We start from the raw sequence: 25,540 nt of genomic DNA, 5'->3' as shown, positions 1-25,540 counted from the left end.
AATGGGCAATATAGACTTTAAAGACAAAAAGAATATATATGCGATCGCTGTCGTCCTCCTGATCCTCGCCGCAGCCTATTGCGTCTATACCTATATGTGGGATCCGTTTGTGCTGGAACGCGAACAGCTGGAACGCGATCTGCAGTCGGCACAGTCCGAACTCGACAAGATCAATGCGAAAAAGCACCGCATTGCCGAACTGGAACTCCAGTTGGTGCAGGCGGAAAAGGATTTCGAGAAGTTGAAGGAAATGTTCCCGGAAGAAGAAAAGGTGCCGCTGCGCTTGCAGGACCTCTATGCGGTGCTCCGCAGTTCCGGTGTGCAAATCCAGAGGTTCAACCCGGAAGGACGTAGCGAACGCGAACACTACATCGAAAACCGCTATTCCATCGCGGTGAATTCCGGTTACCACATGCTCGGCTACCTTTTCGCCGAGATTGCGAATTTCAATTACCCGACGGCCATCTCGAACTTGAGGCTGAACCGTTATAGCGGCATTACGGCCGAACTGCAGAAGGCCGAAACGCACGGGTGGACTCCGATTACGATGTCGGTGACCTTCAACCTGACAACCTATACATCCAAGAAGGCTCCAAAATGATGAAGAACAAATTAATTCTTTTGTTCCTGTTCGTCGCGGTAGCCGCGAATGCAGCACTGATTAAGGATGTTCGCTTTAATTGCGATTCCAAGAATTGCGCTGTTGCTTTCCAGTTTGCGTCTGACAAGGATTTGCCGACTTTCTTCCAGAAATTCGATGCTGCCAACAAGAAGTTGACCTTGGGATTTTCCGGTACGGATTTCGCCATGGGAGAAGGAACTTACGAAGTGGACGGTTCTTCTGAATGGGTGCGTTCTATGCGCGTGTTCAAGGAACAGTACCGCGGTATGGATTTCTTGAAGATCGAGATGGTCATTGGACCGTCTATCAATTCCGACAAGAACGAGATTGCCTTGAACAAGGCGGATTTCTTGCTGAAGCTCAAGGGAAACAAGGGTAAGGCCTGGACGCTGTCCAAGCTGTATGCCGAAAAGAAGAAGGCCGCCGAAAAGGCCGCCCTCGAAGAAAAGAAGCGCCTTGCCGAAGAGAAGAAGGCCGCCGAAAAGCAGGCCGCTCTGGACAAGAAGGCCGCGGAGAAGGCCGCCCTCGAAGAAAAGAAGCGCCTTGCCGAAGAGAAGAAGGCTGCCGAAAAGCAGGCCGCTCTGGACAAGAAGGCCGCGGAGAAGGCCGCTCTCGAAGAAAAGAAGCGCCTTGCCGAAGAGAAGAAGGCTGCCGAAAAGCAGGCCGCTCTGGACAAGAAGGCCGCGGAGAAGGCCGCTCTCGAAGAAAAGAAGCGTCTCGCCGAAGAGAAAAAGGCGGCCGAGAAGGCCGAACTCGAAGAGAAGAAACGCCTTGCCGAAGAAGAGAAGGCTTTGGAAAAGGCCCTGAAGGACGGCCCCAAGGCTTCTGCGCTGTTGCCGAACTTGAAAGAAATGACAGTGCTTATCGGTTCCGGCATGGAACAGTTCCGCCTGGTCGCCGACAGTCCTATCGAAATCAAGAATGTTTCGTCTATCGACAAGGCGTCGACAATTACGATTGGCCTTGCCGGTCCGAAAAAGTCGCCCGTATTCAAGGTCGGCTCCGGCTCCATTGTCCGTGCCGTCACCTGGGGTGCCAATGGCCTCAAGCTCCAGATCCAGCCTGGCGTGAATCCCATGATGATGGTGCAGGAAGGCGCCTTGATCATGCAGCTTCCCGAAAAGACTATTAAGAAGGACGGATTCCTTTTCTGGACGGCCCGTCCTGATGGAATCTATGTCCGTGACTGGATGAAGGGCAACGACGAAAAGCCGAATTTTGAAACGTTCGTGAACAAGTTCGAGAAGGACAGCAAGAAGATTGTTTCCGGCTCGCAGACTTTCCACCTCCGTCCTGTCGTTCGCGAACTGATTGTCGTGGCCGACGAAATTGAGCTCTTTGCAGCCCCCAACGAGAATTCCCAGGTTATGCAGCGCCTTTCGTTTGGCGACCGTCTGGTGAATATCGACTTGACCGGGCTCTATTACAAGGTGCAGTCCGGCAACCGCGTGGGCTTCGTGAACAAGCGCGCCGTGGGCTACATGGATGAACTTTCTGCTGTGCAGGCGGAACGTCTCAAGCAGGTCGACAAGGAACGCGGCGAACTGACCGAAGGCGAAAACGGACAGGGAAGCCAGTTGGACGGCCTGTACGAAGATCGCGTGACTTACAGTTCCTTCGGCCGTCGTGACCCGTTCGTCGAAATCAAGGGCCTTGTCGAAGAAGGTATCAACATTGACCAGGTCGAACTGGTTGGCATCATCTGGGAATCCGATGTGCCGGTGGCTATTCTCGTAGAATCCAAGAATCCTTCCATTTCGTATACGCTTAGGGAAGGCGACAAGATTCTCAACGGTAAAGTTCTTAAAATTACACAAACCGATGTGCTCTTCTTGATTCAAGAATTCGGGGTGAGCCGTCGTTACTCCATGAGTCTTCCAGATAAATTTGGGGGTCAAAAGTGAAAAAGCTGACAAAAATCCTGACCATACTTCTCTTGGCGGCTAGCTTTGCTACCGTGTGGGCTGCTCCTGCCGAAGGTTCTGTTGCCCCCAACAAGAAACTGTACGACTTCAACTTTGTCAACATGGACTACGATGCCGTGTTCCGTTCCGTGTCGGTCATTGCCGGCGTGGACATTCTTGTCGCTCCCGATGTAAAGGGCAAGATCAGCCTCAAGGTGACAAAGAAGACTTGGCAAGAAACCCTGGACATTATCTGCGAAATCAATGACCTGACCTGGGTTATCCAGGACAAGTACATTACTATCCAGCGCCAGAGCACTTACCAGGCCAAGCAGAAGAAAATTGCTGACGAAGAAAAACAGGTCGAAGAGAGCGCTCCGCTTGTCCGCAAGAACTTCCAGGTTCACCATGCGAAGGCCGAAGAACTTGTCAAGGTCCTCGAAAGCATGAAGAGCAGCCGTGGCCGTATCACTACGGTGGAACGCACCAACTCGATTATCGTGTACGATACCGAGAACAAGATTGAGCAGATGTCCAACGCGTTGACCGAGCTCGACGTGGAAACGCTGCAGATTATGATTACCGCGAAGCTTGTCGTGGTGAACAGCAACCTTGCCCGCGAGCTTGGCGTGGACTGGACCGCTACGATGGGCAATGCGGCTATTACTCCGGGTGTTGCCGGCGCGGCGACGGGTAGCCAGGCCGGTTCTACGAGGACAAGCGCCGCGGTCCGTTCGTTCCCGAACAACGGCGTGAGCCCCGCTGTTAGCGGTGCTTCGACTGCGATTACGGCTAGCGTTCTCGACAACAACCTCCAGATCGCCATTAGCAACCTGATGGGTGACGCTTCTACCGAAGTGCTCGCCAGCCCGCAGGTGTCCACTCTCGACAATACCGAAGCCCAGGTGTTCATGGGTGACAAGGTTTCTATCCGTGTTATCGACGACAGTGGCGAATCTTCGACCCAGCTCGTGGAGACGGGTATCAAGCTGACGGTCACGCCGCACGTTTCTGGCGACAATCGCATTTTGCTCGACCTGCATCCGGAAAACAACTCCTACGATTACGACACCAAGGGTGAAATCGTTATCAGTACGCAGGAAGCCAAGACGAAGGTCGTGGTGGCCGATGGCGAAACGGTCGTGATAGGCGGCCTTACCCGTAACGAAACCCAGGAATCCGAAAGCGGCATCCCGTTCCTCAAGGATATCCCGCTCCTGGGCAACCTCTTCAAGTATTCCCGCAAGGCTGTCATCAAGAAGGACCTCGTGATCTTCGTGACGCCGCGCATTATCCGCAACTATGTGGGTGACGTGCAGCTCTCCGAACCTTCCGAAGAAACTGAAGGCAGCTCCGCTCCGGAAGCTCAGAAGGTCAGTGCCGCTCCCGCTGCTCAGCCTGCCCCGGCCGCTCAGCCGGCTGCTGAACCGGCTCCGGAAGCTCCTGCAGAACCTGCTGTCGCTCCGGAAGCTCCCGCTCCGGAACAGTCTGAAGGCGGTGACTGGAACTAGTCTTTAGGAAAAGAAATTAAAAACGTCCGCTTCAGGCGGACGTTTTTGTTTTGCTCATTGTTTACGGCTCATCGCTATCGTACTACAAGGGTTGCGAGGGCCAGTTCCTGGGCGATGCGGGTGCTGCACAGTCCGCTTTTTATTTCGTAGTCTAGATCGGCTAGGCGGCGGATGACTCGGGCGAGCAGGGGCTTCCCCCAGCGGCGGGCGCATTCGGGAGCCTTGCCCTTCACGTTGAAGATGAAGTCGTTCTTGCCCAGTGCGGCGGCGGCTTCTTTAGCCTGCATTCCCTTGCCGAGAAGTGTCGAGAAGTTCATGAGGTCTACAGCGTAGCGGTAGAGCGAGCCCACGATTTGCACGGCGTTCACGCCGTTGTTGAGCATCTCGTTCAGCAAGCGCGTGTATGTCTTGGCGTCGCGCAGTCCGAATGAATCGTTGATTTCGTAGGCGACCATCTCGCGCTGCGGGACGACCATCTCGCGGACGAGATCGAGGGTGATTTTCTTGCAGTCCGGAGCAAAGAGCAGTACCTTTTCCATTTCTTCGCTGACGAGCTTGGTGTCGTTGCCGAGGGCGTCGGCGAGGTACTGGCAGGCGTCGCGGTCGATGGCCTTGTTGAAGTGGGTCGGTATGGCTGCGGCAATCCATTCGGCCATCTTGTACTGCTTGGGGACATCGTACTTTTCGACTTTGCCGACCTTGCTCAGAGTCTTGTAGAGTTCGCCGCGGGCATCGAGCTTCTCGAATTCCAGGAGGAGCTTGCATTGCGGACCGTGGCTCAGCCACTTGGCGAGGCTCTTGACATCGTCGGCCTTGAGCGCTTCGCCCTTGCGGACTACGACGACCTGTTCCGGCGTGAACATCGATACCGAGTCGCAGGCGGTAATCACCGCGTCGGCGATGGAGGGAATGTTCGTGTCCGTCGCGAAGAGGATCTGCTTCGCGAGAGGGTCGTCGCGCCTGTCACCGAGGGCGTCGCACAGGAACTTCTCTATGCACTTGTCCTTGGTGAAGTTGTCTTCGCCGATGAGGGTGACAATCATGGGAACCGGCTTAGTTGAAGTCGATGACCTGGAACTTGTTCACGCCCTTCGGGGTGGTCACTTCGATAGTGTCGCCCTTCTTTTTGCCCATGAGGGCGGCGCCGATGGGGCTCTTGAAGCTGATCTTGCCGTTGAGGGCGTCGGCTTCTTCGGGGCTCACCAGCTGGTAAACGACGTTCTTCTTGGTCTTCGCGTTCACGAGGGAGACCTTGGCGCCAAAACGGATGGAGTCGCAGTTCGGGTCGAACGCGACGACTTCGGCGCGGGCGAGCTGGTCTTGCAGCTTGGGCAGTTCGATGTTGTCGATGGAGGAAAGGCGTTCCTTCGCGGCATGGTATTCGGCGTTTTCACTCAAATCGCCCTGTGCACGGGCATCAACCAATTCCTGCAATACGCGCGGACGTTCCACATTTTTTAAATTTTCAAGGTCTTTGACGAGCTTGTCGTAAGCTTCTTGTGTAAACTTGATCTTTTCCATGCTCTACAAAGTACAAATTTTAACGAGGCTTCGCGGGCCCGTAATCGCGAAAGAACATCTTTTTAGGAGATAGTATGTACAATCTGCTGGATAAGGGCGGCGTATGTTCCCCCAAGGGGTTCACCGCTTCTGGAATTTGCGCTGGCATCAAGGCTAGCGGCAATGCCGACATGGCGCTCCTCAGGAGCGAGAAGGCTGCACGCTGCTTCGCCGTTTTTACCACCAACAAGGTGAAGGCCGCCCCGGTATTGTACGACAAGGCTGCGCTTGAACACGCCCACTTTGCGACTGCGGTCGTGGTGAATAGCGGTAACGCTAACGCCTGCACCGGCGAACAGGGCTACAAGGACGCCGAACGCATGGCTGTGATGACCGAAGAGGCTCTGGGCCTTGCCCCGAAGAGCGTGCTTGTTTGCAGCACGGGCGTGATTGGCCACCTGATGCCGATGGACAAGATCGAGGCCGGCATCCCGAAACTCGTCGAGAAACTTCACGCCGACGCTTCCGAGGAATTCGGCCGCGCCATCCTCACCACAGACCTTGCCCTCAAGAGCCATGCCGTCGAAATCCAGACCGAGAAGGGCGTGGTGACCATCGGTGGCGCCTGCAAGGGCTCGGGCATGATCCACCCGAACATGGCGACGATGCTTGCCTTCATCACGACGGACATCGCGCTCCCCATCGACTTCTTCGCCGAATTCCGTGCCGACATCGCCGACTCGTTCAACGCGATTACGGTGGACGGCGACACCAGCACGAACGACACGTGCATCTTGCTTGCGAACGGCATGAGCGGACTCCGTTACGAAGACCTGAGCCTGAGCGAACAGGGCGAGTTCCGTGCGGCACTCATGCTTATTATGCAGAGCCTCGCGAAAGACATCGTGCGTGACGGCGAAGGCGCTACCAAGCTTATCGAACTGCGCATCGAGAAGGCCGAAAGCCACGAGGAAGCGCTCCGCATGGCCCGCTTCATCGGTACGTCCAACCTCGCGAAGTGCGCCATGTTCGGCGAAGACCCGAACTGGGGACGTATCCTCAGCAGCGCGGGCTCCAGCGGCTGCAATATGGTGGCCGAACATACGGACCTGTACTTCGGCGACGTGAAGGTCCTGGAAGGCGGACGTCCCATCCAGCTCGACGAGGCACAGACTGCGGCCTTGCATGCCGTGGTGCGCCAGCGCGAATACAAGGTGACGCTCGTGCTCAACATCGGCCAGGCATCCGCAAGCGCGTTTACCTGCGACTTGAGCTACGGCTACGTGAAGATCAACGCGGAATACACGACGTAATTTAGACGAAAGAACGCAAGTCTCTGCGAGACTTGCTATAGACGAAAGAAGTTTCTCGTTGAAAAAAAATCGCTCCGGTTCGGCCGGGGCGATTTTTTCCTGTTTACTAACCACTATTTACTAATCCTTTAGGCAGCGCAAACTTGCGCCGAATTCAGGATTGAATTTCTCGAACTTGGCGGTGTTCTTGTCGGTGACGAACACGAGGACTTCGCCTTCGCTTGTCCAGAAGTAGGCCTTCTGGCCGGCTTCTTCGAGCTTGCGTTCCTTGAGCGGCACGTCGCTCTTGGCAAAGTGTGCACCGCCGGCCTTGGCACCGAATCCGAATTCATCCTTGCCGTTGCCGCGTTCGGCCTTGCCCTTGATGGGGTCCCAGCCGTAGCCGGCCTTGAGCTTCATGCCGGGTTCCTTGCCCGCAAAGTCGAGCAGCACCTGCCATTCTGCCTTGCTCGGCATGTGGAAACCGTCGAGGCATGCCTTCTGGGCGTTCTCGAAGTCGTACAGGCGGCCCCAATGATTGCACTGGTAGCAGAGCGAGCCCGCTGCAGTCGCGAAGTTGATGTTCTCGGCTGTCCAGACCTGTGTGCCGATGCGAACCCATTCGTAGGCGTAGCCGTCGCGCGGGTCCTTGTAACTGCCGCTGGAAGCCGGTTCACCGCTTTCGTCGAAGTATTCGCCGAATGCGATTTGCTTGTTCTGCTTGAACGGGGCCTTCGATGCGACCTTGCCGTTCTTGTGGTAACGCACGACATCGCCTTCGATGTAACCGTCTGCGTAGGGAATTTCGCTTTGGACGGATCCGTCCTCGTAGTACTCCTTGGTCAGGCCTTCGCGGCGGTCGTTCTTGTAGGTGGTTTCGCGCTTGAGAGTCCCGTCCTGGTAGTATTCCTTTTCGAGTCCCTCTTTCTTGTCCTTGACGTAAGTCGTCTCGAAACGCGTGTTGCCGTTCGGGTATTTCTCGATACGGACGTCTTCACAGGCCGTGAGCGCAATCGCAGCTGCTACGGCCAACCCAATGTATGCTTGTTTATAATGCATATATCCCTCCGTTATATGTAAAATAACATTTTGCCTAGAATTCGATCTTGCCTGCCGTGGCCAATAGGCCGATGATGTAGAGCATGCCGTCGTAGTAGCGCCAGAAGCGGTAGGGGACCGAAAGAGCCGCCAGGTCTTTCACAAAGGCTTTCATCAACGGGTTGTCGCTTTCAAGGACCTGTGTCGCGGCGGCATTCATCGCGATGATTCCCGGGGTGGCGTTCCTCCCTTGACGGGGATAGGGAGAGCCGTCTACGGCGTAGTCGGAAAGGTAGGGCCGGCGTTGTTCGAAGAAGTTGAGCAGGCGGGTGCAGATTTCCTTTTCGCATTCGTGTCCGCGGAACAGGGCGTAATCGACGCTCAGGTTCAGGGCGACACGCCAGGCATCTCCGCTGAAGCAGTTGCTTTCGGGGAACCAGGGCATGGCCTTGGGTGTTCCGTCGTATTCGGAATAGTCTCCGCAGAGTCCCGTTTCCGGATGGGCGGCTTTCTGGATATATTCGAGACTTCTGTCCAGTACCTGCAGCCATCTCTGGTCGCCTGTCGCCTCGGCGTAGGCACGGTAGAAGGCGAAGGTATGGTAGCTCGGGTCGGTAAAGTCGTTGCCCAACACGGGAGAGAACTTGATCAGCATGCGCTCGTGGTCGATCATCGGGCCTACCAGCTCATTGACGGGCTTGTCCATCATGCAGTTGATGAGCTCGATGGCCTCTTGCTTGTAGTCGTCGCGGTCGAATTTCTTTGCGGCTATAAGGAGGGCTGCCGCAATGTATTCTTCGCCGTCCGGGGCGGCCCCGGGGTCCATCATGGAAAAGTCGGTCGTGGAAACCTGCCAGGAGAAAAATCCCTTGTGGGGGCCGTCGTTGTTGCGCAGGAATTTCTTGGCGAAATTCCAAAGCTTTTGGAAAAGCTTGTCGTGCCCAGTCAAGGCGGCAATGAACATGCCGTAACTCATGCCTTCGGAGCGGATGTCGTCGTGCCCGATATCGACAATATACGCCATGTCGTCGGAGGCGTCGAAACAGACCCGTTCATCGATAGGATCCCCTTCAAAAAGCTTACTGAATGCGTTCTGAATGAGCTGGTCGGCAAAGTTGGGACCATAACCGACTTCAACAAAAAGATCTCTTGGCTTGAATTGCTGCATAGTTCAAAATCCTGTCAAGTTGACTCGTTAAAATAAATTAAATAATTTTATATCTACTGTAAGAGGTTTTTATGGCAGATATGCTTATTATCGGATATGGCCCGGCCGGAGTGTCGGCCAGCTTGTACGCACTGAGGTCCGGATTGGACGTCTTGATGGTTGGCAAGGATCCCGGGGCGCTCGAAAAGGCCCATATGATAGAAAATTATTACGGTCTGGAGAAACCGTTGTCCGGTACCGACCTCTTTGCCGTCGGAAAACGCCAGGCGGAAACCCTCGGTGCAAAGATTGTCGACGACGAGGTGACGGACCTGTTCTTTGACGGCAAGGAATTCGTGGCGACCGGACTCCAGGGCGAGTACCGCGGCCGTGCGTGCATCATGGCGACGGGTTCTGCCCGCAAGAAACAGCCGCTTCCGAGAATGGCGGAACTGGAAGGCCATGGCGTAAGCTACTGCGCTATTTGCGATGCGTTCTTTTATCGCGGCAAGGATGTCGCGGTGCTCGGTTCCGGTGAATACGCGCTGCACGAATGCAACGAACTGGTGAACGTGGTGGGGAGCGTGACGCTCCTTACGAACGGTGCCGAACCGACGGCGGCATTCCCCGAGAGCGTGAAGATTGACAAGCGTCCGCTCAAGGCTTTGCTTGGCGAAGGGCAGCTTACCGGTGTGGTATTCATGGACGAGTCGGAAGTAAAACTCGATGGCCTTTTTGTCGCGCTTGGCAGCGCCAGTGCCATGGACTTGGCCCGCAAGGCCGGTGCTGCATTCGATGGTGGTAACGTCGTTCTCGACAAGGGTTTCATGACGACGGTGCCTGGGCTGTTTGCCGCGGGTGACTGCACGGGCGGAACCTTGCAGGTGGCGGTTGCCGTGGGCGAGGGCGCGATTGCGGGCCTTGCCGCTATAAAGTACTTGCGGGAGACGCGGGCCTAGGGGAATGAAACGCCTCACGCTGCTCACGAATCCTGACCGGTGCAATCTGCGTTGCCCGCTGTGTTTCTTGAATCAGCGGAAACGTCCGTTCGGCATGGGCGAGATGCCTATCGAAGTGGCGCGTGCGGCCATTGAACGGTTCGCGGGTGCCGAAATTCCGGTACAGGAGAGGCTTCGCGAGGTCATCCCGAGTACGATGGGAGAACCCTTACTTTATACGTACTTTGACGAGTTGTTGGAATTTTGCCGCATGCGCCGTTTGCCGTTAAACTTGACGACGAACGGGACGTTCCCCGGTAAGTGGGGGACGGAGCAGGGCATGATGCGCCTGCTCGATGCCTGTAGCGACATCAAGGTGAGCTGCATGGCTTTTGATAGTGAAATCTTTGACGAAATGATGCCGGGATTTTCCTTTGAGCGATGGCGTGACAATGTTTGCCGGCTGGCCGGGCATGGCCGCGGTTCCGTGACGCTCCAGGTGACCTTGCACAAGAATCTCGTTGCGAAGGTGCCCGAGATTCTGGCGTGGGCGGAGTCCATCGGCATTGCCCGCATCAAGTGGAACTTGCCGGTGTTCATTACGGGCGGGCAGGCGTTGCGCGCACGCTATGGCGTTGACGCTACGACGGTACGGGAGCTGCGCGAATTTCTATTGCCGCGGGGGCGGTGCGAAGGGAGCCTGTTCTTCGATGGTTTTGGGGGAACTTCCTGTGAGTTCTTCAAGGACGAAATCTGGATTCTGCCCGATGGTTCGGAAGAACCTTGCCCGAATCCGGAAAGGCGATTCGGCAACAGGAATGCCGCGGGAGCCACGTGCGGCGCATGCGTGCTCCTGAAGCCTTTCGCTTGATTCTATATTGTATCCCATGAAGATTGTATTTATGGGAACGCCGGAATTTGCGGCTTGTTTTTTGAAGCATCTCAAGGAATCTGATTTTGCGGACGTGGTGGCTGTTGTGACGCAGCCCGACCGGCCCGCAGGGCGCGGGCGCGTGCTCACGCCCCCGCCAGTTAAGCAACTGGCGCTCGAATTCGGGCTCCCGGTGCTGCAACCTACGGATTTGAAGTCGCCCGAATTCGAGAGCGCCCTGCGCGCCTTTGACGCCGACCTCTTCGTGGTCGTAGCCTACTCGATTTTGCCGAAGAACATCCTCGCGGTCGCGAAGTTCGGCGCGGTGAACGTTCACGGGAGCCTCTTGCCCAAGTACCGCGGTGCCGCCCCAGTACAGCGTGCGATTGCCGACGGGCTCAAGGAAACGGGCGTGACGGTGTTCCGCCTTGACGAGAAGATGGACCATGGCCCGATTCTGGCGCAGAAGGTTGTCGCGATCGACCATCAGGATACGACGGCATCGCTCTTGGAAAAGATGGTGGCGCCCGGTTGCGAGGCGCTTGACGAAGCGATTAAGCAGCTGATGGAAGGCCGCGAGAAGGACCTGACGCAGGACCATGCGCAGGCGAGTGGAGCCCCGAAGCTGAAAAAGGAAGAAGGGCTGATTGACTTTAACCTTCCCGCACATGTGATTCACGACCGCATCCGCGCCTTCAATCCGTGGCCGGGCGGTTACGGAAAGCTTGGCGGCCGCATGGTGTACCTGCGCAAGACGGATACGCCCGAGGTCGGCCCGAAGCTTGTCCCGGGCGCGGTGGAATTCAAGGACAACCGCCTATACGTAGGGACGGGCGAGGGCGTGCTTGAAATTATCGAGATTCAGGCCGAAGGCAAGAAACCGATGCCTGTCGCCGACTTTATGCGCGGAATCCAGAAGCGCGAAGGACTTTGCTTTTGCTAGATGATTCCCTGAAAGAGCGCATGGATGCGTACCGCGTTTTGCTGCTGTGGCAACAAGACGGTTCGTTCATCAAGGAAAGCGGGCTTTCGCCTTTCGCGATGGAGCTTGCGCTCGGCGTGTGCCGCCGGCATCTCTACTTGCTGTATTTTATCAAGAGCCTCGTGAAGAAAAAGCCGTCGGTAGAAGTTTTGACGATTCTTGAAATCGGGCTTTTCCAGATGTTCTTTACCGAGGTGCCGGACCATGCCGCCGTCGCAACCTCGGTGGATTTGGCGAAGGCGGCGAACCTTCACGAAGGTTCCGCGCGGCTGGTGAACGCCGTGCTGCATGCCGCGCGCAGGTCCGGCCCGCCGGTGCTCCCGCCACAGCGCTTGCGCCGCGTGTCCATCGAGAACTCGGTGCCCGAGTGGCTGGTACGCCGCTGGTTCGACGTCTATGGCGGCGACCGCGCCGAGGCGCTCGCGAAGGCAACGCTCGAACGCCCCGTGGAATGGCTCCGCGTGAACCTGCAGAAGACTTCAATAGAAGAACTTGCCAAAAAATTAGGACTGGATTCTTCGATTCCGTCACTTCGTGACTCATCTCAGAATGACGAAAAAAATCTTTCGTCTCTCGTCCCTTCGGCAGGCTCAGGGCAGGCTTCTCGTCTTTCGTCTAAATATGACCGCTTTATCCAGGTTCCTGCCGATGCAAAGCTCAAGCCGATTCTAGAGTCGGATTCTTTCGCGAACGGCGAGTTCAGCCTGCAGAACCCCTCGGCGTACGAGGTGGTCAAGCTGCTGGAACTGAAGCCCGGCTTGAATGTGTGGGATGCCTGCGCCGCGCCGGGCGGGAAGTCCGCGCTGATGGCCGAGATGGAACCGTCGCTCGACATCCTTGCAAGCGATGTCTCGGAATTCCGCGTGCAGAAGATGCACGATGTCGTTGACCGCCTTGGCCTCAAGAATGTTCACCTCGAATGCATCGATGTTCTTGCCTGCAACGGGGACGTTGGGACTTTCGACAGAATCTTGCTCGACGTGCCGTGCAGCAACATGGGCGTCATCGCGAGGCGCCCGGAATCGGTGTACCGCCTCACTCCGGAATCCATCAAGGAACTTTCGGAGTTGCAGTACAAGTTGCTTGAATCCGCCGCGACAAGGCTTGCCGTGGGCGGCATTATCGTGTATGCCACGTGCAGTCCCGATCCGACCGAGACGACGCAGGTGGTGAACAGGTTCGTGAAGGAACATCCTGAGTTCGCAAGGCGCGGCGATGCCGTGTTGCCGGGCAATCTGGATGCGCGATTCGACGGCTTTTTTGCCCAGGCGCTGGAGTACAGAAAATGAAAAGATGGTTGCTGGCATTAGTCCTTTGCCTTTCGCCGGTGTTCGCGCAACATCCGGCCGATTCGGCGTTCTCGCACATTTACGTCTCCATCGAGGGCGGCGAACAATACCCCTTCGGTGACCTCATCGATGCGGTGGAGAATTCGTTCTACGGCGGTGTCGGCTTCAGGTATGCGTACCTGGAAAATATCGACGGGTTTATTTTGTTCGACTATTCGTACTTCAAGCCCGTTCCCGAGGGTGTCAAGATTTACGGGGCGCACCAGTTCAGCGGCAAGCTCGGTTTAGATTTCAAGTGGAAGGCGATTGCTCCGCTCGCCATTGGCGCCGGCTTCGTGTGCGACTGGGTGCGTGGCGATTACGACGAAGACAAACTTGACGAAATCAGTTTCAGCAACGATCTGGGCGGGACGCTTACGGACAACGAGACGGAATTCGGGTGGTTCGCACGCCTGAACTTGCCGCTGATTCGCAAGGAAACGTACAAGGTCGGCTTCAACGCCCTGTGGAAGGAACTCTGGACCTTACCCAAACGCTCGGAGACGCTCTCGGTGGGCGTCTACGTTGAAAGGAGGATTTGGTAATGAAGTCCTTCGGAAAGATTGTGAAGTCCCTTGTGGCGTTCTGCAGCCTTGCCTCGGTGGGCGCCTTTGCCGCGGTGGATGCCGAGATGGAAGGCATGGAGGTGGACCAGCGCGACGACGGTACCTTCTTGGTGGGTAGCCCGACGTTCTTCTACGACCGCATTCTCGGTGCAGGAGGCCTGCACTCCGAAAGCGAGATGTGGAGCCCCGAAAAATTGAGGCAGCGCATGTTGCTCGACCGCATGTCCATATTGCCGAGCTGGGATGTCATGGAACCTTCGGTGTGGATAAAGTCCGGCAACGAACTCGGCGATATGATTTACCGGGATTTCATTACGGCAGAAAACCGCCCTACGAACAGGACTCCCATTCTGGAAGGCGGTTTCCGTACGCCTTCGTTCAAGGGTTTCTGGGTGACGGGCCGCGCATTCCAGGACGACCATTTCACAACGTCGAATTTTTCGTACCGCAAGAGTTTCGTGGATGACGAATTTGCAATTTTTGGCGAAAACTATCCCATGTTCAGCACCATGTATGCGGGATTCGGTTACAGCGCGAATTCGATTGACGCTTCGTTCCTCGCGGGCGAGGAGTACATCTGGATTTTCTCGGAGAGTTCGCGCTGGATTCCAATCCATTACAAGCCCAGGCTGGAAGCGCGCATAGACGCTAGCAATATCGAAGCGACGGTGGCCTACGAAGACGCCGAATACCAGGACAAGCGGAAAAAGGAAAAGGGCGCGAGGAAGGAACTGAACGGCTCGGTGTACTACCGTTGTGGCGAAGCTTGCCGCAGGGGAATGCTCCAGCTGTCTGCGGGCCTTGCCTTCAGGGCGGTGGACGACTCCGGTATGGTCTATACGCACCTCGAAGAAGACCGCGCTTTCTTACCCTTCGTGAACCTGCGTTTCGAGCCTTTTAACAATCTTGCGATGGAAGCGATGTTCGCGGTCAACGAACGCGACTGGCTCGTGCAGGACAGCCTGGAATTCAGGCCTCCTGTGCCCAGGTACACGGGAGTTGTCGTCGGTGTCAAGAATATTTCGGGTACGCGCCTGAATCCGCTGGCCGACGGCGAGGAATACTTTGACGGCGATACCATTTCGCTCAAGGCCGACGGCCAGATGAACCTTGTGCAGGGATACACGGCCTTCTCGGATACCATGGGCAACGTGGGTATGGGCGGCAGGGTAAGTTTTTGGGCGGAACACGGGGCGGAAACATTCGACGTGGACCGCTACGTGGAAGACGACCAGATGGTGTACCGCCACGGCGATGTCGAACGCATCAACTCGTGGATTCGCGGCGTGACGGGCGAACTCTGGATTAGTGCCTGGTACCGCGAGATGTTCTCGTTCAAGGCGCTGGGCGGGTTCGAACGTGTTGACGGCAACAGCAGCCGCTTCGAGGTGACTCCTGTCGAGTTCTTCACGTCGTTTACGGCGGATTGGTTGCTACGCAAGAGTTTCCGCATTTCGCAGTCGTTGCGTTACAGGAGCGATGCGCAGTGGAACCTGCGTAGTGTCGACCCGCTCGTGGTCAAGGGCGACTGGTATTGGGACGCGACGTTCGAACAGCAGTTTCCCGCGCACGGGCTCTACCTGACGGGTACGCTGCTGCATATTATCGGTTCCGAGACCATCGAAACTCCGAATGCTGCGGAAAACCGCCTGCGCTTTATTTGCACCGTAAAGAAGACGTTCTAGGAAAGTGCCTGTTCCAACGCCTTGAGGCAGAAACTGCTTGCGAAGAATTCCGTGGCGCGTGAGCGCTCGACCCAGCGGGAATCCGCCCGTTCGCGCTTGGGGGCCTTTGTGCGGAGCTTTACGTAAAGCACGTCGCATTCCATCTTGTGCACGGTGATGCCGTGCCGGAACTTGCCTGCGATTTCAACGGATTGTACCGCGTCGGCGTCGACGTATTTCTCGGCCTGTGCGGGTAGACCCGCCGTCGCGTTCCGCGGCGATTCGAAATGCGGTAGCGTGAACTGGTTCTTGAAGAATTTCTGCCCGCCGTGGACTGCGAGAATCTTGTGGTCCATGCTTTCGATGACGAGGACGGTACCGTGCCAGTCTTTTTGCACGTGCTTTTTGGCGGGCGGGAATTCGGCGGTGCGGTTTTCCCGTGCGGCGCGGCAAGATGCCAGTAGCGGACAGGAGCCGCATTCGGGATTCCTGACCTTGCATACGGTGCGGCCCAGTTCCATCAGGGCTTCGTTGTGCATGTAGGCCTTGGACGAGTCGGCTATTTCGCGGGCGTAATTCCAATACGTCTCGGCAGCTTCCTTGGAGTCTGTCGGCAAAAATTCGAGTGCATACAGCCTGGAAAAGATTCGCACCAGGTTCCCGTCCAGGATGGCTTCACGCTGGTGGTAGGCGAGGCTCAGGATGGCTCCTGCCGTATAGGCGCCGATGCCTGGCAATGCTTCGAGATCCTTGCGGTTTTCCGGGAATTTCTGTGAGATGTTCCCGGCAACGATTTTAGCGGTCTTCAGGATGTTCCTGGCACGGCTGTAGTAGCCGAGTCCTTGCCAGTACTTGAAGACTTCTTCTTCGCTAGCCTTGGCGAGTGTCGCGACGTCGGGGAATCGCTTCATCCATTTTATGAAGTAGTCGCGTACGGTCGAGACCTGCGTCTGTTGCAGCATGGTCTCGCTGATCCATACCGCGTACGGGTCTCGCGGGGCGTCAAGGTTGCTGGGCCGCCAGGGGAGACTGGCGGCATTTTTCTTGAACCATTCGCGAAGGAGTCTTAATGATTTGGAGTTCATGCGCTACGGATCGTAGGGATCGGGTTCGAAATCGTAGCAGCTCTTGAGTCTTGGGTATTCTATCCAGGTGAATTCGTCTTTCTGTTTAGAATAATCGCAACCAAATATTGTTCCTGTCGATTCGCTATACACGGTGGCTCCGTATTCCGCCTTGTCGCAGATGTAATCATCGACATCCTTGTCGTAATACGTACAGCCTTCGGGTCCCTTGGTCTGGCTGCTACTGGAGTTTTGTGTCGAGGAAGAACTGTAGTTTTGCGGTGAATAATGGTAATCTCTGCAATCCGATATGTCGCGGTGGGCGACCCACAAAGCTACGCCTCCGGAATAGATTTCGCATCCGTAGACGAAACCTTCGTCAAAACTGTACATCGTCTTTCCGAGGTCGTCTATGTCGCACGTCGATATCGCGTACTTTCCGCTGGCCGTATAATCGCAATAGCGGGTATCGGTTTCCCCTTTTTTCCCTGAATGGCCAGTGTCGTCTTCATCGTCGTCAGTGCAAATTCTGGTAAAGCATGCCAATACGGCGGGGTCGTTTTCTTCGGCACAACCGAGGAGCATTGTCGTAGAGCACAAAGCCATAAAGCCGACAGATCCTAACAGGAAAGTTTTCAGATTCATGTATTTCATTTTCTTTCTCCCTTGTTAGAACGCGAAGAATATGCCTATGCGCGGAACAATGTTAAGTCCGGTGACATGGTACAAGATAGGATTGATTTCGTCATCGTGTTCAAGATCCTCTTCGTCATAGTTGCTGTTCCCGTTGTAGGAGCCGTATTGATTTAGATAATCGAGAGCATCGGGAGCTTCGTATTTAGCCATCAGGACTCCGCCGCCGAACATGTTCGAGGAGATGTCTACGCCGGCCAGGAAGCCGAAGTAATCATTGACTTGATAACCCAGGATCAGATCGCCGCCAAGCTGGATATCAAGGACATGTATGGTGTGGTTCAATTTATACGTCATGTCAATGCCGTCAAGGGCGTCATAATCGATGAATGCGTAATCGTCATCGTCAAAGAGCATTTCTTTCATGTCCTTCTTGAATATGGCCTGCTGCATCTTGTAGTCGAAAGCAAAGAACACGTGGAATGCCAAGATGAAATTGTCCATGCTGGGGGCGATACCAAAACCGAATTTCAGGTTGACATCGATACCGCCGTATTTTATGTTCCTGCTTCCGCCGCCATCCAGTTCTGTCGTGACGTGGTTGATTCCGATTCCCACGACAGAAGAGTACAGGCTTTCGTCGAGACGGATGCGGTTCCAGCTTCCGCCGACTCCAAAGTAGCTGGCATCGGCGTCAAAACGGTCTTTCTTGAATTCGTACTGTTCGGATTCGATAGGTATGGAAACGTGGAAGCTGTGCAGTATTTTAGACTTCTTTTCTTTTTCCTGTTCTTCTTCCTCTTCTTCAGGGGCCTGGGCAGTTTTCTTCTTTTTCTTTTTCTTCACCGTAGGCTCGGCATTGGCACTATCGCCATTAGCGCAGGCACATTCCTTGTTTTCGCAAGGGGCGTAGCCATAATACCCGAAAAATCCCTGGGGCGGTTTCCCGTAACCTTGGACGTATGTTTCGCGTGGCGTCTCGTTGGCTTGGACGGGGGCTGGCTTGACCGGGGTCGGTTCGGGGGTGAATACAGGTTTTTCGGCGCTTTGTGTTGCCGCGGTGCTGTCGGCTTGGATTGCCTTTGCCGGTTGAGCGGGTGCTGCCGCAGGTTGTGCGGGCGCTTGCGGCGTTACGGCTGCGGGAGCAGGCTGTTCGGTGGCTTGTGCGGCCGGTGCGGGTTGCACAGGTTGTGCCACGGGTTGTGGGGCCGGTTGAGGCGCGGGTTGTGCAGGCAGCGCTGCGGGTTGTGCCGGCGCGGTCGTCGGAGCCGGTGCCGCTGTGGCCGCCGGAGCGGGTTGAGCAGGAGCTACAGCTGGAGTCGGTTGTACCGGCTGCGCGGACGGGGCTTCTTGCCCAAACGCGAAAACGCCCGTTAACGCAAGGAAGGTTACGGACAAATAAAGGGGAAATTTTCTCATCTTCATAATGACTAATATAAGCAAATTGCGCGATATATACAACAAAAACGCCTTTGGATTTATTCCAAGTTAAAAAACGCTTATTTTAGCGAAAAAAGCGGGAAAAAGGCTTTTTACATCCCGTATGCGTCGCGCTTGAGTTCCCGGAAGTATTCGAACTGCGCCTTGGTGGAGTTCTGCATGGTGTACTTTTGGGTACGTTCATGTGCAGTCTCGCGCATCTTCGCGTAGGTTTCGGGCTCTTCGAGGAACAGCTTGCGGCATTCTTCCATTGCGTTGAGCCAGGCGTCTTCGTCAATGGGGAGGATGCGCCCTGCGGCGTTATCCATCACGATGTCGTGCGGTCCGCCGTAATCGCTCACGAGCGCGGGCGTGCCGGTGGACATGGCTTCTACGACTACGTTCCCGAAGGTGTCTGTGACGCTCGGGAATAGGAAGAAGTCGGAATCGGCATAGAGGCTCGCGAGGGTTTCGCCGCCCTGTTCGCCTGCAAAATGGACGCTGTTGTCGCCTTCGTAGAACTTCTTGATTTCTTCGAGGTACCAGCCGTAACCCACGTACATGAGTTCCACGTCGTCGTGCCTGGCGGCGAACTTTTTCCAGACGCCGTTCAGGAATTCTAGGTTCTTTTCCTTGGAAATGCGGCCGATGAACGAGAAACGTACCTTGCGCGCGGCACCAGTCTGTATCGCTTCGGCGCCGTTGTACTTTTCCCATACGCCCTTGCCGCGCAGGTCGGGCGAGAACTTTTCGAGCGGGAGTCCGCGGGGCAAGATTTTCACCTTGCTTTCGGGAATCTTCAGTTGCGAGGTGAGGATGTCCGCATAGTCCTTGCAGGGGCTCACCACGGGCTTCGTCATGCCGTAGAATATTTTCATGAGCCATAGCACAAAGTGGTACATCCACTTCGCCTTCACGAGCGTGCGCGTGTAGGTGGGCACGTCGGTGCGGTAATGGCTAAAGACCTTGATGCCTGCGACCTTCGCGCAAAAGCACACGAGCCAGGCGCCGGGGCTCGGCGTCTCGAATTCGATGAGGTCGACGGGGTAGCGCTTGAGCAGCCTGAGGACCGGGCCCACGCGCGGAATGGCCAGTTCGCTGTTCGCGTATCCGAGCTGTTCCATGCTGAATAGCCGTGGAAGCAGGATGCAGTAGCTGTTCTCCACTACGCCGCAGGGGCGCGTGTTGAACGCGTTGCCGGCGAGGAATGCCTTCATGCCGTGGGCGCGCATGTACGGGATCACGTTCCTCAGGTTGTTCGCGATGCCGTTGGTCTCGTCCAGGTTGTCGGAATAGAAGAGGATGCGCACGTCGTCGGCGGGGTGCTTGCGGCGTTCCTTCTTCAGGTAGCTGCGGAGCTTCAGGAGCTTGGGCAGGTTCGCGATCAGCGAACCGAAAACGATAGGCGGAATCATGCCCGTGCGCAAGTTTCCCGGGGGCTGGTGCTTGAAACTGGACATCTTCTTGAAGGTGCTCGTGACCTTGCGCCCGAATATGGCGGGGCGCGTGTCCAGTGCGTCGGTAGCCTTAAGCTTTGTTGAACCTGACGCAGTCTTCATACTTCACTCCTTTGCCACCGAAAAGGTCGAGTGCCGATCCGATGGTGAGGTCTATCTTTCCGTTAGAAATTTTCTTGCAGTGTTCGAGGTCCTTGAGCGACTTGGCGCCGCCAGCGTAAGTGCAGGGGATGGGGCTGTACTCAGCGAGGAACATGATGAGCTCGTCGTCCATGCCCTGCTGCTTGCCTTCCACGTCGGCGGCGTGGATCAGGAACTCGTCGCAGTATCGCGAGAGGTCCTCGAGCGTCTCGGCGGTAATCTCGATGTCGATGAGGGTCTGCCAGCGGTTGATGGCGATTTTCCAGCGCGGATTCGTATCTTCGGGGTCGCTTACGCGCTTGCAGCTCAGGTCGAGCACCAGCCGGTTGCGGCCTACGGTCATCGAAAGCCGTTCAAGCCTTTCGCGGTCCAGCTTGCCGTCCGGGAAAATCCAGCTCGTTACAATCACGTGGCTTGCACCTGCATTCAGGTATTCGAGGGCGTTGTCCGCGGTAATGCCGCCGCCTACCTGGAGTCCGCCGGGGTATGCCGCGAGCGCTGCCTTCGCCGCGTCTACGTTGCCCTTGCCGAGCATGATCACGTGCCCGCCGCGGATTCCGTCTTTCTTGTAGAGTTCCGCGAACCAGGCGGGGGAGCGGTCCGTCTCGAAATTCGTCTTGAGGCCCGTGCCGCTATCGGAGAGCGAACTCCCTACGATTTGCTTTACGCGACCGTCGTGCAGGTCTATGCAGGGGCGGAACTTGGTCATCAGTCCTTGACTCCCGTGATGGCCCAGTCAATCTTTTTGCCGTTGTTGCCGTCGCTGCGGCCGCGGTAGAATAGAACTTCGCCGCCGGCAGCAATCTTCATGGCCTTCTTTGCGAACCAGCCGTCCACCTTGTCGAGCAGGGAGGCCTTTTGCAGGGGCTTGTTCGCGGCGAAACTCAGGGCGGGGATTCCGCCGTTGAATTCAAAACTGAGCGAGCCCTTGGGGAATGTCTTGCCGCTGTAGCCGGAATCGCCGTCCTTGACCTGCGTGGGCAAGGCGACCTTGGTGGCTCCTGCGTTGTTGTAGATAGCGTAGCCGAACGGCTTGCCGTCTTCGGTGAGCGAGACTCTGCCCGCGTACAGGGGTTCCCTCGCATTCGTGCTGAAGTTGACGGTGCGGCTCGCCGTTTCGGTCGCCTGGGCCGTTTGCCAGGTCTGGTCCATGTAGGCGTAGCCCTTCACTGCGATAGTGTCTTCGTTGTAGGCAATCCTGCCCGAGACGCGGCCGTAGGGAATGTGGACGTACTGGCCGAACTTCTGCTTGCCGATGGTCCAGACGCCGTCTCCAGGGACCCTGCCCTGCACGGCGCTTTCGAAGGTGACGTCCAGAAAGAACTTGCCGTCTTTCTCGGTGCTGAACAGTACGCGGTGTCCCTTGCCCGGCTTGTTGCCCAGGATATATTCACCGCTCTTGATGACAATCGTAGATTTCGCCTTGTCCGTTTCCATGCGTTCGGGCGGGTACTGGCGGCCTATGGTATGCGTCTTTCCCTTGAAGTTCCAGAATCCGAGATCGCAACCGAGCTTTTTGCCGGAACCGGGGATGTAGAGCGTCGAGAAGTTGATGAAGGCGCGGGTGCCGTTGTCGAATACGAACTGGTAGCTCCAGGTTTCGTTGAATTCCTTGGTGGTGTTCGCGTGCGGCATGAAATCGCTTGTAGTAAGGGCCCTTTCGGCACCCTTCGGGGGAACGACGTCGACAGCGAAGGCTGAGCCGACGAGCATGCCGATTGCGATTGCGACGATTACCGATATCCTATCCCTCAACATCATATCTAAAAGATAAAAAAACAGCCCGCTAGCGGGCTGTATCTTATCGCTGAAATTGTCCTATAGTCGCAAATCTTTACCCATGCCGTTCATCAGCTCGGTGCGGCGGCGAACGACCATTTCGTTGAAGAGGTCCGTAAGGCAGTCCTCGATGGTAATCATGGGCTTCCAGCCGATGCCCGTAATCTTTGTCGGGTCGCCAATCAGCAGGGGAATGTCGTTGCTGCGTTCGTATGCCGGGTCGAAACGGAAATCGACGCTCATGCCGGCGATATCGACGAGCATTTCGACGAGCTCGCGGAAGGTGTACGACTTGCCGCAACAGATGTTGTATACTTCTCCGGACGGCGCCGTATTCAAGATCTGTATCATGCCGCGGGCGACATCGCGTACATCTACGACATCGCGGCTCACGTCGAGGCTGCCGGAATAGATGACCGGTTCGGCTCCGTAGTACTTGATTTTTACGAGCTGATGCGTGATGGAGGGAATCACGAAACGGCGGCTGTGATGCGGGCCGGTAAAGTGGAACGGACGTGCAAAGACGATGTGGAGGCCGTGTGCATTCCGGAACTGGTTGCCGAGCAGCTCCATGCAGGCCTTTGACGTCGCATAGGGCGTCAGCGGGTTCGGCAAGTCCGTCTCTTTGTGCAGATAAGTTAATTTCTGGTCGGTGCGTCCGTAAATTTCGCTACTGCTCAAAAGCAGGATCTTTGCCTTCGGGCAGACCTGCCTGGCCGCTTCCAGTATCGTCTGGGTGCCGAGCAGGTTGATGTTCAATGTCTCGTAGGGCTTCTTGTAGCTCAGGCCGACAGAAGACTGGCTTGCCAGATGGTAGATTTGCGAAGGCTGGACTTTCTGGAGCATTTCATAGACATCCTTGAAGTTCAACAGGTTCCCGTTGAGGTATTCGACACCTTCGTTCTTTTGCCAGGGCTGCGGCTGTTCGTCGCTGAAACTGAAAAGCTCGTGATTCGTTCCCCGGAGATTTGCCAGGAGATGAAAACCGAGTGCTCCTGTACCGCCTGTAACCAATACGCTCATTTACGCCTCTTTTGCCTGGATGGCGCTCCAGGACTTGGCAATGATGTCCTTATCGACATTCACAACTTTCTGTACTTCGCCAATCTTCGTAGGTAAAATATAGACACGGGAACCTTTTTCCGCCTTCTTGTCGATGGCCATGGCGTTCCATGCGGCTTCCGTGTTGACATTGAAACTCTTCGGGAAACCCAGTGCGTCCAGAAGGGCGTTCTGGCGCTTTTCTGCAGATTCGTCCAGCATGCCGAGCGATACGGCCACCCTAGCCGCGACACGCATGCCGAGCGATACGGCGATGCCATGGCTGAACATCTCGTAGTTGGTGAGCTTCTCGATGGCGTGTCCGAAGGTGTGCCCGTAGTTGAGGATGGCGCGGAGTCCGGATTCCTTCTCGTCGATGCTCACGACTTCGGCCTTGATTTGGCAGCTGCGGAAAATCAGGTGGCGGAGTATGTCGTTTTTCTTCTGCTTGATATCTTCTACGTGCTGTTCTATGTAGCTGAAGAATTCCTCGTCGTAGATGACTCCGTACTTGACGACTTCGGCAAGGCCGGCAAGATATTCGTTCCACGGGAGCGTCTTGAGTACGCTCAGGTCGCAGACTACCGCCTGGGGCTGGTAGAATGCGCCGATCATATTCTTGCCTTCGGGATGGTTCACGGCGACCTTGCCGCCCACGGAGCTGTCGACCATGGAAAGGAGGGTGGTCGGGAACTGGATGAACGGGATTCCGCGCTGGTAGGTGGCCGCACCGAAGCCTGCCATGTCGCCCACGACGCCGCCGCTGAACTGCAACAGGCAGCTCTTGCGCGTGTATCCGCGGTGAAGCATGAAACTGAAAAGCTGGTTTAGGTTGTGGAGCGTCTTGTTGCGTTCACCGGCCTGGAACTTGAAAATCGGACAACGACCTGCCTGACCGCGGAGCTGGTGGAGCGCCTCGTTCTGTACCTTTGCGATGGTTGTATCGGTGCAGACGAGAAAATCGTATTTCGGCGAAAGACAGAGCCCTTCCAGCAGACAGGATGTTTCGGGAATGATATTCTTGCCGATGAAAATCGGGTACCTTCCGCCGCTGCTCGGCAGCACGTCGAGTGCATGGCTTTTCCAGAATTTCAGCAGGTGCAATAGCCTTTCTATGACATGGGATTCATTGGCGTCGTTGGTGCTCTCGATGCTGAAATCAGCCTGCGCATAGATTGGTTCGCGTTCCTTGAGCATCGTCTTTATCTTGGCGAGGCGCTCTTCGTCCGAAAGGTTTGCCAGGAGCGGGCGGGTGTTTTTGCGGCCGATGCGTTCCGAAAGGATTTCGGGCTTTGCCCAAAGGCGGACGATTGTCCCGGAATTGCGGATAATCTTGAGGTTTTCCGGCTGGTTCAGCGCACCGCCGCCCAGCGAGATGACCTGCGGGGTTTCGTTCTTTGTGATTTCTTCGATGACGTCGTGTTCCATCTGGCGGAAAACGGCTTCACCGTCCTGTGCAAAGATGTCGGTAATGCTCTTGCCTGCGCGGTTGACGATTTCTGCGTCTGTATCGATGAACGGGTATCCTAGACGTTCGGCCAGGGCTCTGCCGGTGCGGCTCTTGCCGCTTGCCATGAATCCGGTAAAAAAGATATGTTGCTTCATATTAGCCCTGCATTCCTTTGCGCATGATCGCAGTCAATTCTTCGTTTGTTCGTCCGGAGGTTTCGGCCGGGAACCATTTCTTGAAACTTTCGAGCCCCTGGTGGACGAGCATGCCTTCGCCCGTGACAATCTTGCAGCCCTTGGCCTTGGCCATCTGTAGGAGCTTTGTCATGGGCGGCGTGTAGACGATGTCGCATACGGCCTGGTCCTGGTGCAGGCAGTTTCCGCCTATGGGGCTTTCGTCCGTATGTGGAGTCATGCCGACGGAGGTTGCGTTGATGATGATGTCGAAATCGGCGGAAATGTCGGGGAACTGTTCGAAGGTCGTGACCTGGACCTTGTCGGCCTTCTGCGTTTTCGCGAAGTGGTCGTTCAGGCTATCTGCGAGAGCCAGGCCCTTTTCTGCAGTCCTGCAGACGATGGTAAGCGCGTTCCCCTGTTCCACGAGCGTAAAGGAGATTGCCTTGGCCGCACCGCCGTTCCCGAGCAGGGCGATCTTCTTGCCGCTTACGGACACGCCGTGTTCTTCCAGGTTGCGGATGCATCCGTAGGGGTCGGTCGTGGTGCCGCAGAGCGAGCCGCCGACTACGCCGTCTTTCCAGTAGAGCGTGTTGACGCTGCCGGTGAACTTGCTGATGTCGCTGAGCTCGTCAAGCAGGCGGGGAGTCCCGTCGCCTTCCATGAATTCGGTCTTGTACGGGATGGTTACGTTTGCCCCGCGGAAGTTCATGGAACGGAAACCGCGTACGGCATTGTCGAAGTTTTCCGGTTCGGGGGCGAAGGGTAGATAGCGGGCGTTGATTCCTAGCGCTTCAAATAGGGCGTTGTGCATGGCGGGCGACTTGCTGTGCGCCACGGGATGCCCAAAGATACAGAGTGTCTCTGTTTTTCCGTCGATACGGTTCAATTTTTCCTCGTTTGTCCGCCCACCTGGGGCTGAACTCTAAAATATCCACTAAAAAAGATATAAAACTTCGGCGGTTCAAAATTCTCTTCGAGCCTGTCTAATATATCCTTGAATAAATATATGTGCGTGAA

The 25,540-nt window shown here is 56.0% G+C and carries 23 protein-coding genes; 10 read left to right on the top strand and 13 right to left on the bottom strand.

Translation table 11 applies throughout. The features are described 5' to 3' along the window. Nucleotide 1: 1 nt before the first annotated feature. Genes B3M32_RS06830 through pilQ form a run of 3 tightly spaced genes read left to right on the top strand, consistent with a single transcriptional unit; the run spans nucleotide 2 to nucleotide 4,037 of the window. A complete protein-coding gene (locus tag B3M32_RS06830) occupies nucleotides 2–601 on the top strand; it encodes a type 4a pilus biogenesis protein PilO (protein ID WP_290744513.1) in 600 nt (199 codons plus the stop codon). Next, on the top strand, nucleotides 598–2,526 hold the full coding sequence (locus tag B3M32_RS06825; protein ID WP_290744511.1) for a hypothetical protein: 1,929 nt from the start codon (nucleotides 598–600) through the stop codon (nucleotides 2,524–2,526). The genes B3M32_RS06830 and B3M32_RS06825 overlap by 4 nt, the downstream gene beginning before the upstream one ends. Then, entirely contained in the window at nucleotides 2,523–4,037 is a 1,515-nt protein-coding gene (gene pilQ / locus B3M32_RS06820; protein WP_290744509.1) for a type IV pilus secretin PilQ, read from the top strand. The genes B3M32_RS06825 and pilQ overlap by 4 nt, the downstream gene beginning before the upstream one ends. 74 nt (nucleotides 4,038–4,111) lie before the next feature. Here the strand turns inward: pilQ and holA are convergent, their stop codons facing one another. Both holA and greA read right to left on the bottom strand, forming a co-directional pair. After that, nucleotides 4,112–5,080 (bottom strand): DNA polymerase III subunit delta, encoded by a 969-nt coding sequence (holA, locus tag B3M32_RS06815; protein ID WP_290744507.1) that lies wholly within the window; start codon nucleotides 5,078–5,080, stop codon nucleotides 4,112–4,114. Nucleotides 5,081–5,090: 10 nt separating this feature from the next. Continuing rightward, nucleotides 5,091–5,558, bottom strand: coding sequence for a transcription elongation factor GreA (gene greA, locus B3M32_RS06810; protein ID WP_173341939.1), 468 nt, complete (start codon nucleotides 5,556–5,558; stop codon nucleotides 5,091–5,093). A gap of 74 nt (nucleotides 5,559–5,632) precedes the next feature. On the opposite strand from greA, the gene argJ reads away from it, so the two are divergent. After that, nucleotides 5,633–6,850 (top strand): bifunctional glutamate N-acetyltransferase/amino-acid acetyltransferase ArgJ, encoded by a 1,218-nt coding sequence (argJ, locus tag B3M32_RS06805; protein ID WP_290744503.1) that lies wholly within the window; start codon nucleotides 5,633–5,635, stop codon nucleotides 6,848–6,850. 120 nt (nucleotides 6,851–6,970) lie between these two features. Here the strand turns inward: argJ and B3M32_RS06800 are convergent, their stop codons facing one another. Beyond that, entirely contained in the window at nucleotides 6,971–7,888 is a 918-nt protein-coding gene (locus tag B3M32_RS06800) for an FISUMP domain-containing protein (RefSeq protein ID WP_290744501.1), read from the bottom strand. Between the two features lie 34 nt (nucleotides 7,889–7,922). After that, a complete protein-coding gene (locus B3M32_RS06795; RefSeq protein WP_290744499.1) occupies nucleotides 7,923–9,035 on the bottom strand; it encodes a glycosyl hydrolase family 8 in 1,113 nt (370 codons plus the stop codon). A gap of 71 nt (nucleotides 9,036–9,106) precedes the next feature. On the opposite strand from B3M32_RS06795, the gene B3M32_RS06790 reads away from it, so the two are divergent. From B3M32_RS06790 to B3M32_RS06765, 6 genes are read left to right on the top strand one after another with little or no spacing between them, the layout of a single operon-like run. Then, nucleotides 9,107–9,973 (top strand): NAD(P)/FAD-dependent oxidoreductase, encoded by an 867-nt coding sequence (locus B3M32_RS06790; protein WP_290744497.1) that lies wholly within the window; start codon nucleotides 9,107–9,109, stop codon nucleotides 9,971–9,973. 4 nt (nucleotides 9,974–9,977) lie between these two features. Continuing rightward, complete coding sequence (locus tag B3M32_RS06785) at nucleotides 9,978–10,823, top strand: radical SAM protein (RefSeq protein ID WP_290744495.1); 846 nt, start codon at nucleotides 9,978–9,980, stop codon at nucleotides 10,821–10,823. Nucleotides 10,824–10,839: 16 nt separating this feature from the next. Then, nucleotides 10,840–11,766 carry a methionyl-tRNA formyltransferase gene (gene fmt, locus B3M32_RS06780; protein WP_290744493.1) on the top strand — a complete coding sequence of 309 codons (927 nt, stop codon included), beginning with the start codon at nucleotides 10,840–10,842 and terminating at the stop codon, nucleotides 11,764–11,766. After that, nucleotides 11,754–13,094: a transcription antitermination factor NusB gene (locus B3M32_RS06775; protein WP_290744491.1), complete on the top strand. Its 1,341-nt coding sequence runs from the start codon at nucleotides 11,754–11,756 to the stop codon at nucleotides 13,092–13,094. The genes fmt and B3M32_RS06775 overlap by 13 nt, the downstream gene beginning before the upstream one ends. After that, the gene (locus B3M32_RS06770) at nucleotides 13,091–13,678 is read left to right on the top strand and encodes a hypothetical protein (RefSeq protein ID WP_290744489.1); all 588 of its coding nucleotides are present in this window, start codon (nucleotides 13,091–13,093) and stop codon (nucleotides 13,676–13,678) included. The genes B3M32_RS06775 and B3M32_RS06770 overlap by 4 nt, the downstream gene beginning before the upstream one ends. Continuing rightward, nucleotides 13,678–15,384, top strand: coding sequence for a hypothetical protein (locus tag B3M32_RS06765; protein WP_290744487.1), 1,707 nt, complete (start codon nucleotides 13,678–13,680; stop codon nucleotides 15,382–15,384). Before B3M32_RS06770 ends, B3M32_RS06765 begins: the two co-directional genes overlap by 1 nt. Here B3M32_RS06765 and B3M32_RS06760 read toward each other — a convergent pair. The 9 genes from B3M32_RS06760 to aroE form a co-directional block, all read right to left on the bottom strand. After that, a complete protein-coding gene (locus B3M32_RS06760; protein WP_290744485.1) occupies nucleotides 15,381–16,448 on the bottom strand; it encodes an A/G-specific adenine glycosylase in 1,068 nt (355 codons plus the stop codon). The genes B3M32_RS06765 and B3M32_RS06760 overlap by 4 nt on opposite strands. Nucleotides 16,449–16,451: 3 nt before the next feature. Beyond that, nucleotides 16,452–17,081, bottom strand: coding sequence for a hypothetical protein (locus tag B3M32_RS06755; protein ID WP_290744483.1), 630 nt, complete (start codon nucleotides 17,079–17,081; stop codon nucleotides 16,452–16,454). A 15-nt stretch (nucleotides 17,082–17,096) separates the two neighbouring features. Further along, the gene (locus B3M32_RS06750) at nucleotides 17,097–18,245 is read right to left on the bottom strand and encodes a hypothetical protein (protein ID WP_290744481.1); all 1,149 of its coding nucleotides are present in this window, start codon (nucleotides 18,243–18,245) and stop codon (nucleotides 17,097–17,099) included. Between the two features lie 347 nt (nucleotides 18,246–18,592). Further along, nucleotides 18,593–20,038 (bottom strand): glycosyltransferase, encoded by a 1,446-nt coding sequence (locus tag B3M32_RS06745; RefSeq protein WP_290744479.1) that lies wholly within the window; start codon nucleotides 20,036–20,038, stop codon nucleotides 18,593–18,595. After that, complete coding sequence (hisA, locus tag B3M32_RS06740) at nucleotides 20,007–20,786, bottom strand: phosphoribosylformimino-5-aminoimidazole carboxamide ribotide isomerase (RefSeq protein WP_290744477.1); 780 nt, start codon at nucleotides 20,784–20,786, stop codon at nucleotides 20,007–20,009. The genes B3M32_RS06745 and hisA overlap by 32 nt, the downstream gene beginning before the upstream one ends. Then, entirely contained in the window at nucleotides 20,786–21,838 is a 1,053-nt protein-coding gene (locus tag B3M32_RS06735; RefSeq protein WP_290744475.1) for a hypothetical protein, read from the bottom strand. The genes hisA and B3M32_RS06735 overlap by 1 nt, the downstream gene beginning before the upstream one ends. A 57-nt stretch (nucleotides 21,839–21,895) precedes the next feature. Beyond that, a complete protein-coding gene (locus tag B3M32_RS06730; RefSeq protein ID WP_290744473.1) occupies nucleotides 21,896–22,879 on the bottom strand; it encodes a GDP-mannose 4,6-dehydratase in 984 nt (327 codons plus the stop codon). After that, complete coding sequence (aroB, locus tag B3M32_RS06725; RefSeq protein ID WP_290744471.1) at nucleotides 22,880–24,502, bottom strand: 3-dehydroquinate synthase; 1,623 nt, start codon at nucleotides 24,500–24,502, stop codon at nucleotides 22,880–22,882. A 1-nt stretch (nucleotide 24,503) separates the two neighbouring features. Continuing rightward, complete coding sequence (gene aroE / locus B3M32_RS06720) at nucleotides 24,504–25,409, bottom strand: shikimate dehydrogenase (protein WP_290744469.1); 906 nt, start codon at nucleotides 25,407–25,409, stop codon at nucleotides 24,504–24,506. Between the last annotated feature and the right edge of the window lie 131 nt (nucleotides 25,410–25,540).

This window comes from Fibrobacter sp. UBA4309 (assembly GCF_002395745.1).
Classification (GTDB): Bacteria; Fibrobacterota; Fibrobacteria; order Fibrobacterales; family Fibrobacteraceae; genus Fibrobacter.
This window is presented reverse-complemented; position numbering and strand designations above follow the sequence as displayed.

Coding starts and splice junctions, on each gene's coding strand:
- holA (WP_290744507.1), bottom strand. CDS start 5,080: ATGATTGTCACCCTCATCGGCGAAGACAACTTCACCAAGGACAAGTGC.
- B3M32_RS06790 (WP_290744497.1), top strand. CDS start 9,107: ATGGCAGATATGCTTATTATCGGATATGGCCCGGCCGGAGTGTCGGCC.
- B3M32_RS06795 (WP_290744499.1), bottom strand. CDS start 9,035: ATGCAGCAATTCAAGCCAAGAGATCTTTTTGTTGAAGTCGGTTATGGT.
- hisA (WP_290744477.1), bottom strand. CDS start 20,786: ATGACCAAGTTCCGCCCCTGCATAGACCTGCACGACGGTCGCGTAAAG.
- B3M32_RS06765 (WP_290744487.1), top strand. CDS start 13,678: ATGAAGTCCTTCGGAAAGATTGTGAAGTCCCTTGTGGCGTTCTGCAGC.
- argJ (WP_290744503.1), top strand. CDS start 5,633: ATGTACAATCTGCTGGATAAGGGCGGCGTATGTTCCCCCAAGGGGTTC.
- B3M32_RS06785 (WP_290744495.1), top strand. CDS start 9,978: ATGAAACGCCTCACGCTGCTCACGAATCCTGACCGGTGCAATCTGCGT.
- fmt (WP_290744493.1), top strand. CDS start 10,840: ATGAAGATTGTATTTATGGGAACGCCGGAATTTGCGGCTTGTTTTTTG.
- B3M32_RS06830 (WP_290744513.1), top strand. CDS start 2: ATGGGCAATATAGACTTTAAAGACAAAAAGAATATATATGCGATCGCT.
- B3M32_RS06745 (WP_290744479.1), bottom strand. CDS start 20,038: ATGAAGACTGCGTCAGGTTCAACAAAGCTTAAGGCTACCGACGCACTG.
- B3M32_RS06755 (WP_290744483.1), bottom strand. CDS start 17,081: ATGAAATACATGAATCTGAAAACTTTCCTGTTAGGATCTGTCGGCTTT.
- B3M32_RS06825 (WP_290744511.1), top strand. CDS start 598: ATGATGAAGAACAAATTAATTCTTTTGTTCCTGTTCGTCGCGGTAGCC.
- B3M32_RS06770 (WP_290744489.1), top strand. CDS start 13,091: ATGAAAAGATGGTTGCTGGCATTAGTCCTTTGCCTTTCGCCGGTGTTC.
- B3M32_RS06730 (WP_290744473.1), bottom strand. CDS start 22,879: ATGAGCGTATTGGTTACAGGCGGTACAGGAGCACTCGGTTTTCATCTC.
- greA (WP_173341939.1), bottom strand. CDS start 5,558: ATGGAAAAGATCAAGTTTACACAAGAAGCTTACGACAAGCTCGTCAAA.
- aroB (WP_290744471.1), bottom strand. CDS start 24,502: ATGAAGCAACATATCTTTTTTACCGGATTCATGGCAAGCGGCAAGAGC.
- B3M32_RS06735 (WP_290744475.1), bottom strand. CDS start 21,838: ATGATGTTGAGGGATAGGATATCGGTAATCGTCGCAATCGCAATCGGC.
- B3M32_RS06760 (WP_290744485.1), bottom strand. CDS start 16,448: ATGAACTCCAAATCATTAAGACTCCTTCGCGAATGGTTCAAGAAAAAT.
- B3M32_RS06800 (WP_290744501.1), bottom strand. CDS start 7,888: ATGCATTATAAACAAGCATACATTGGGTTGGCCGTAGCAGCTGCGATT.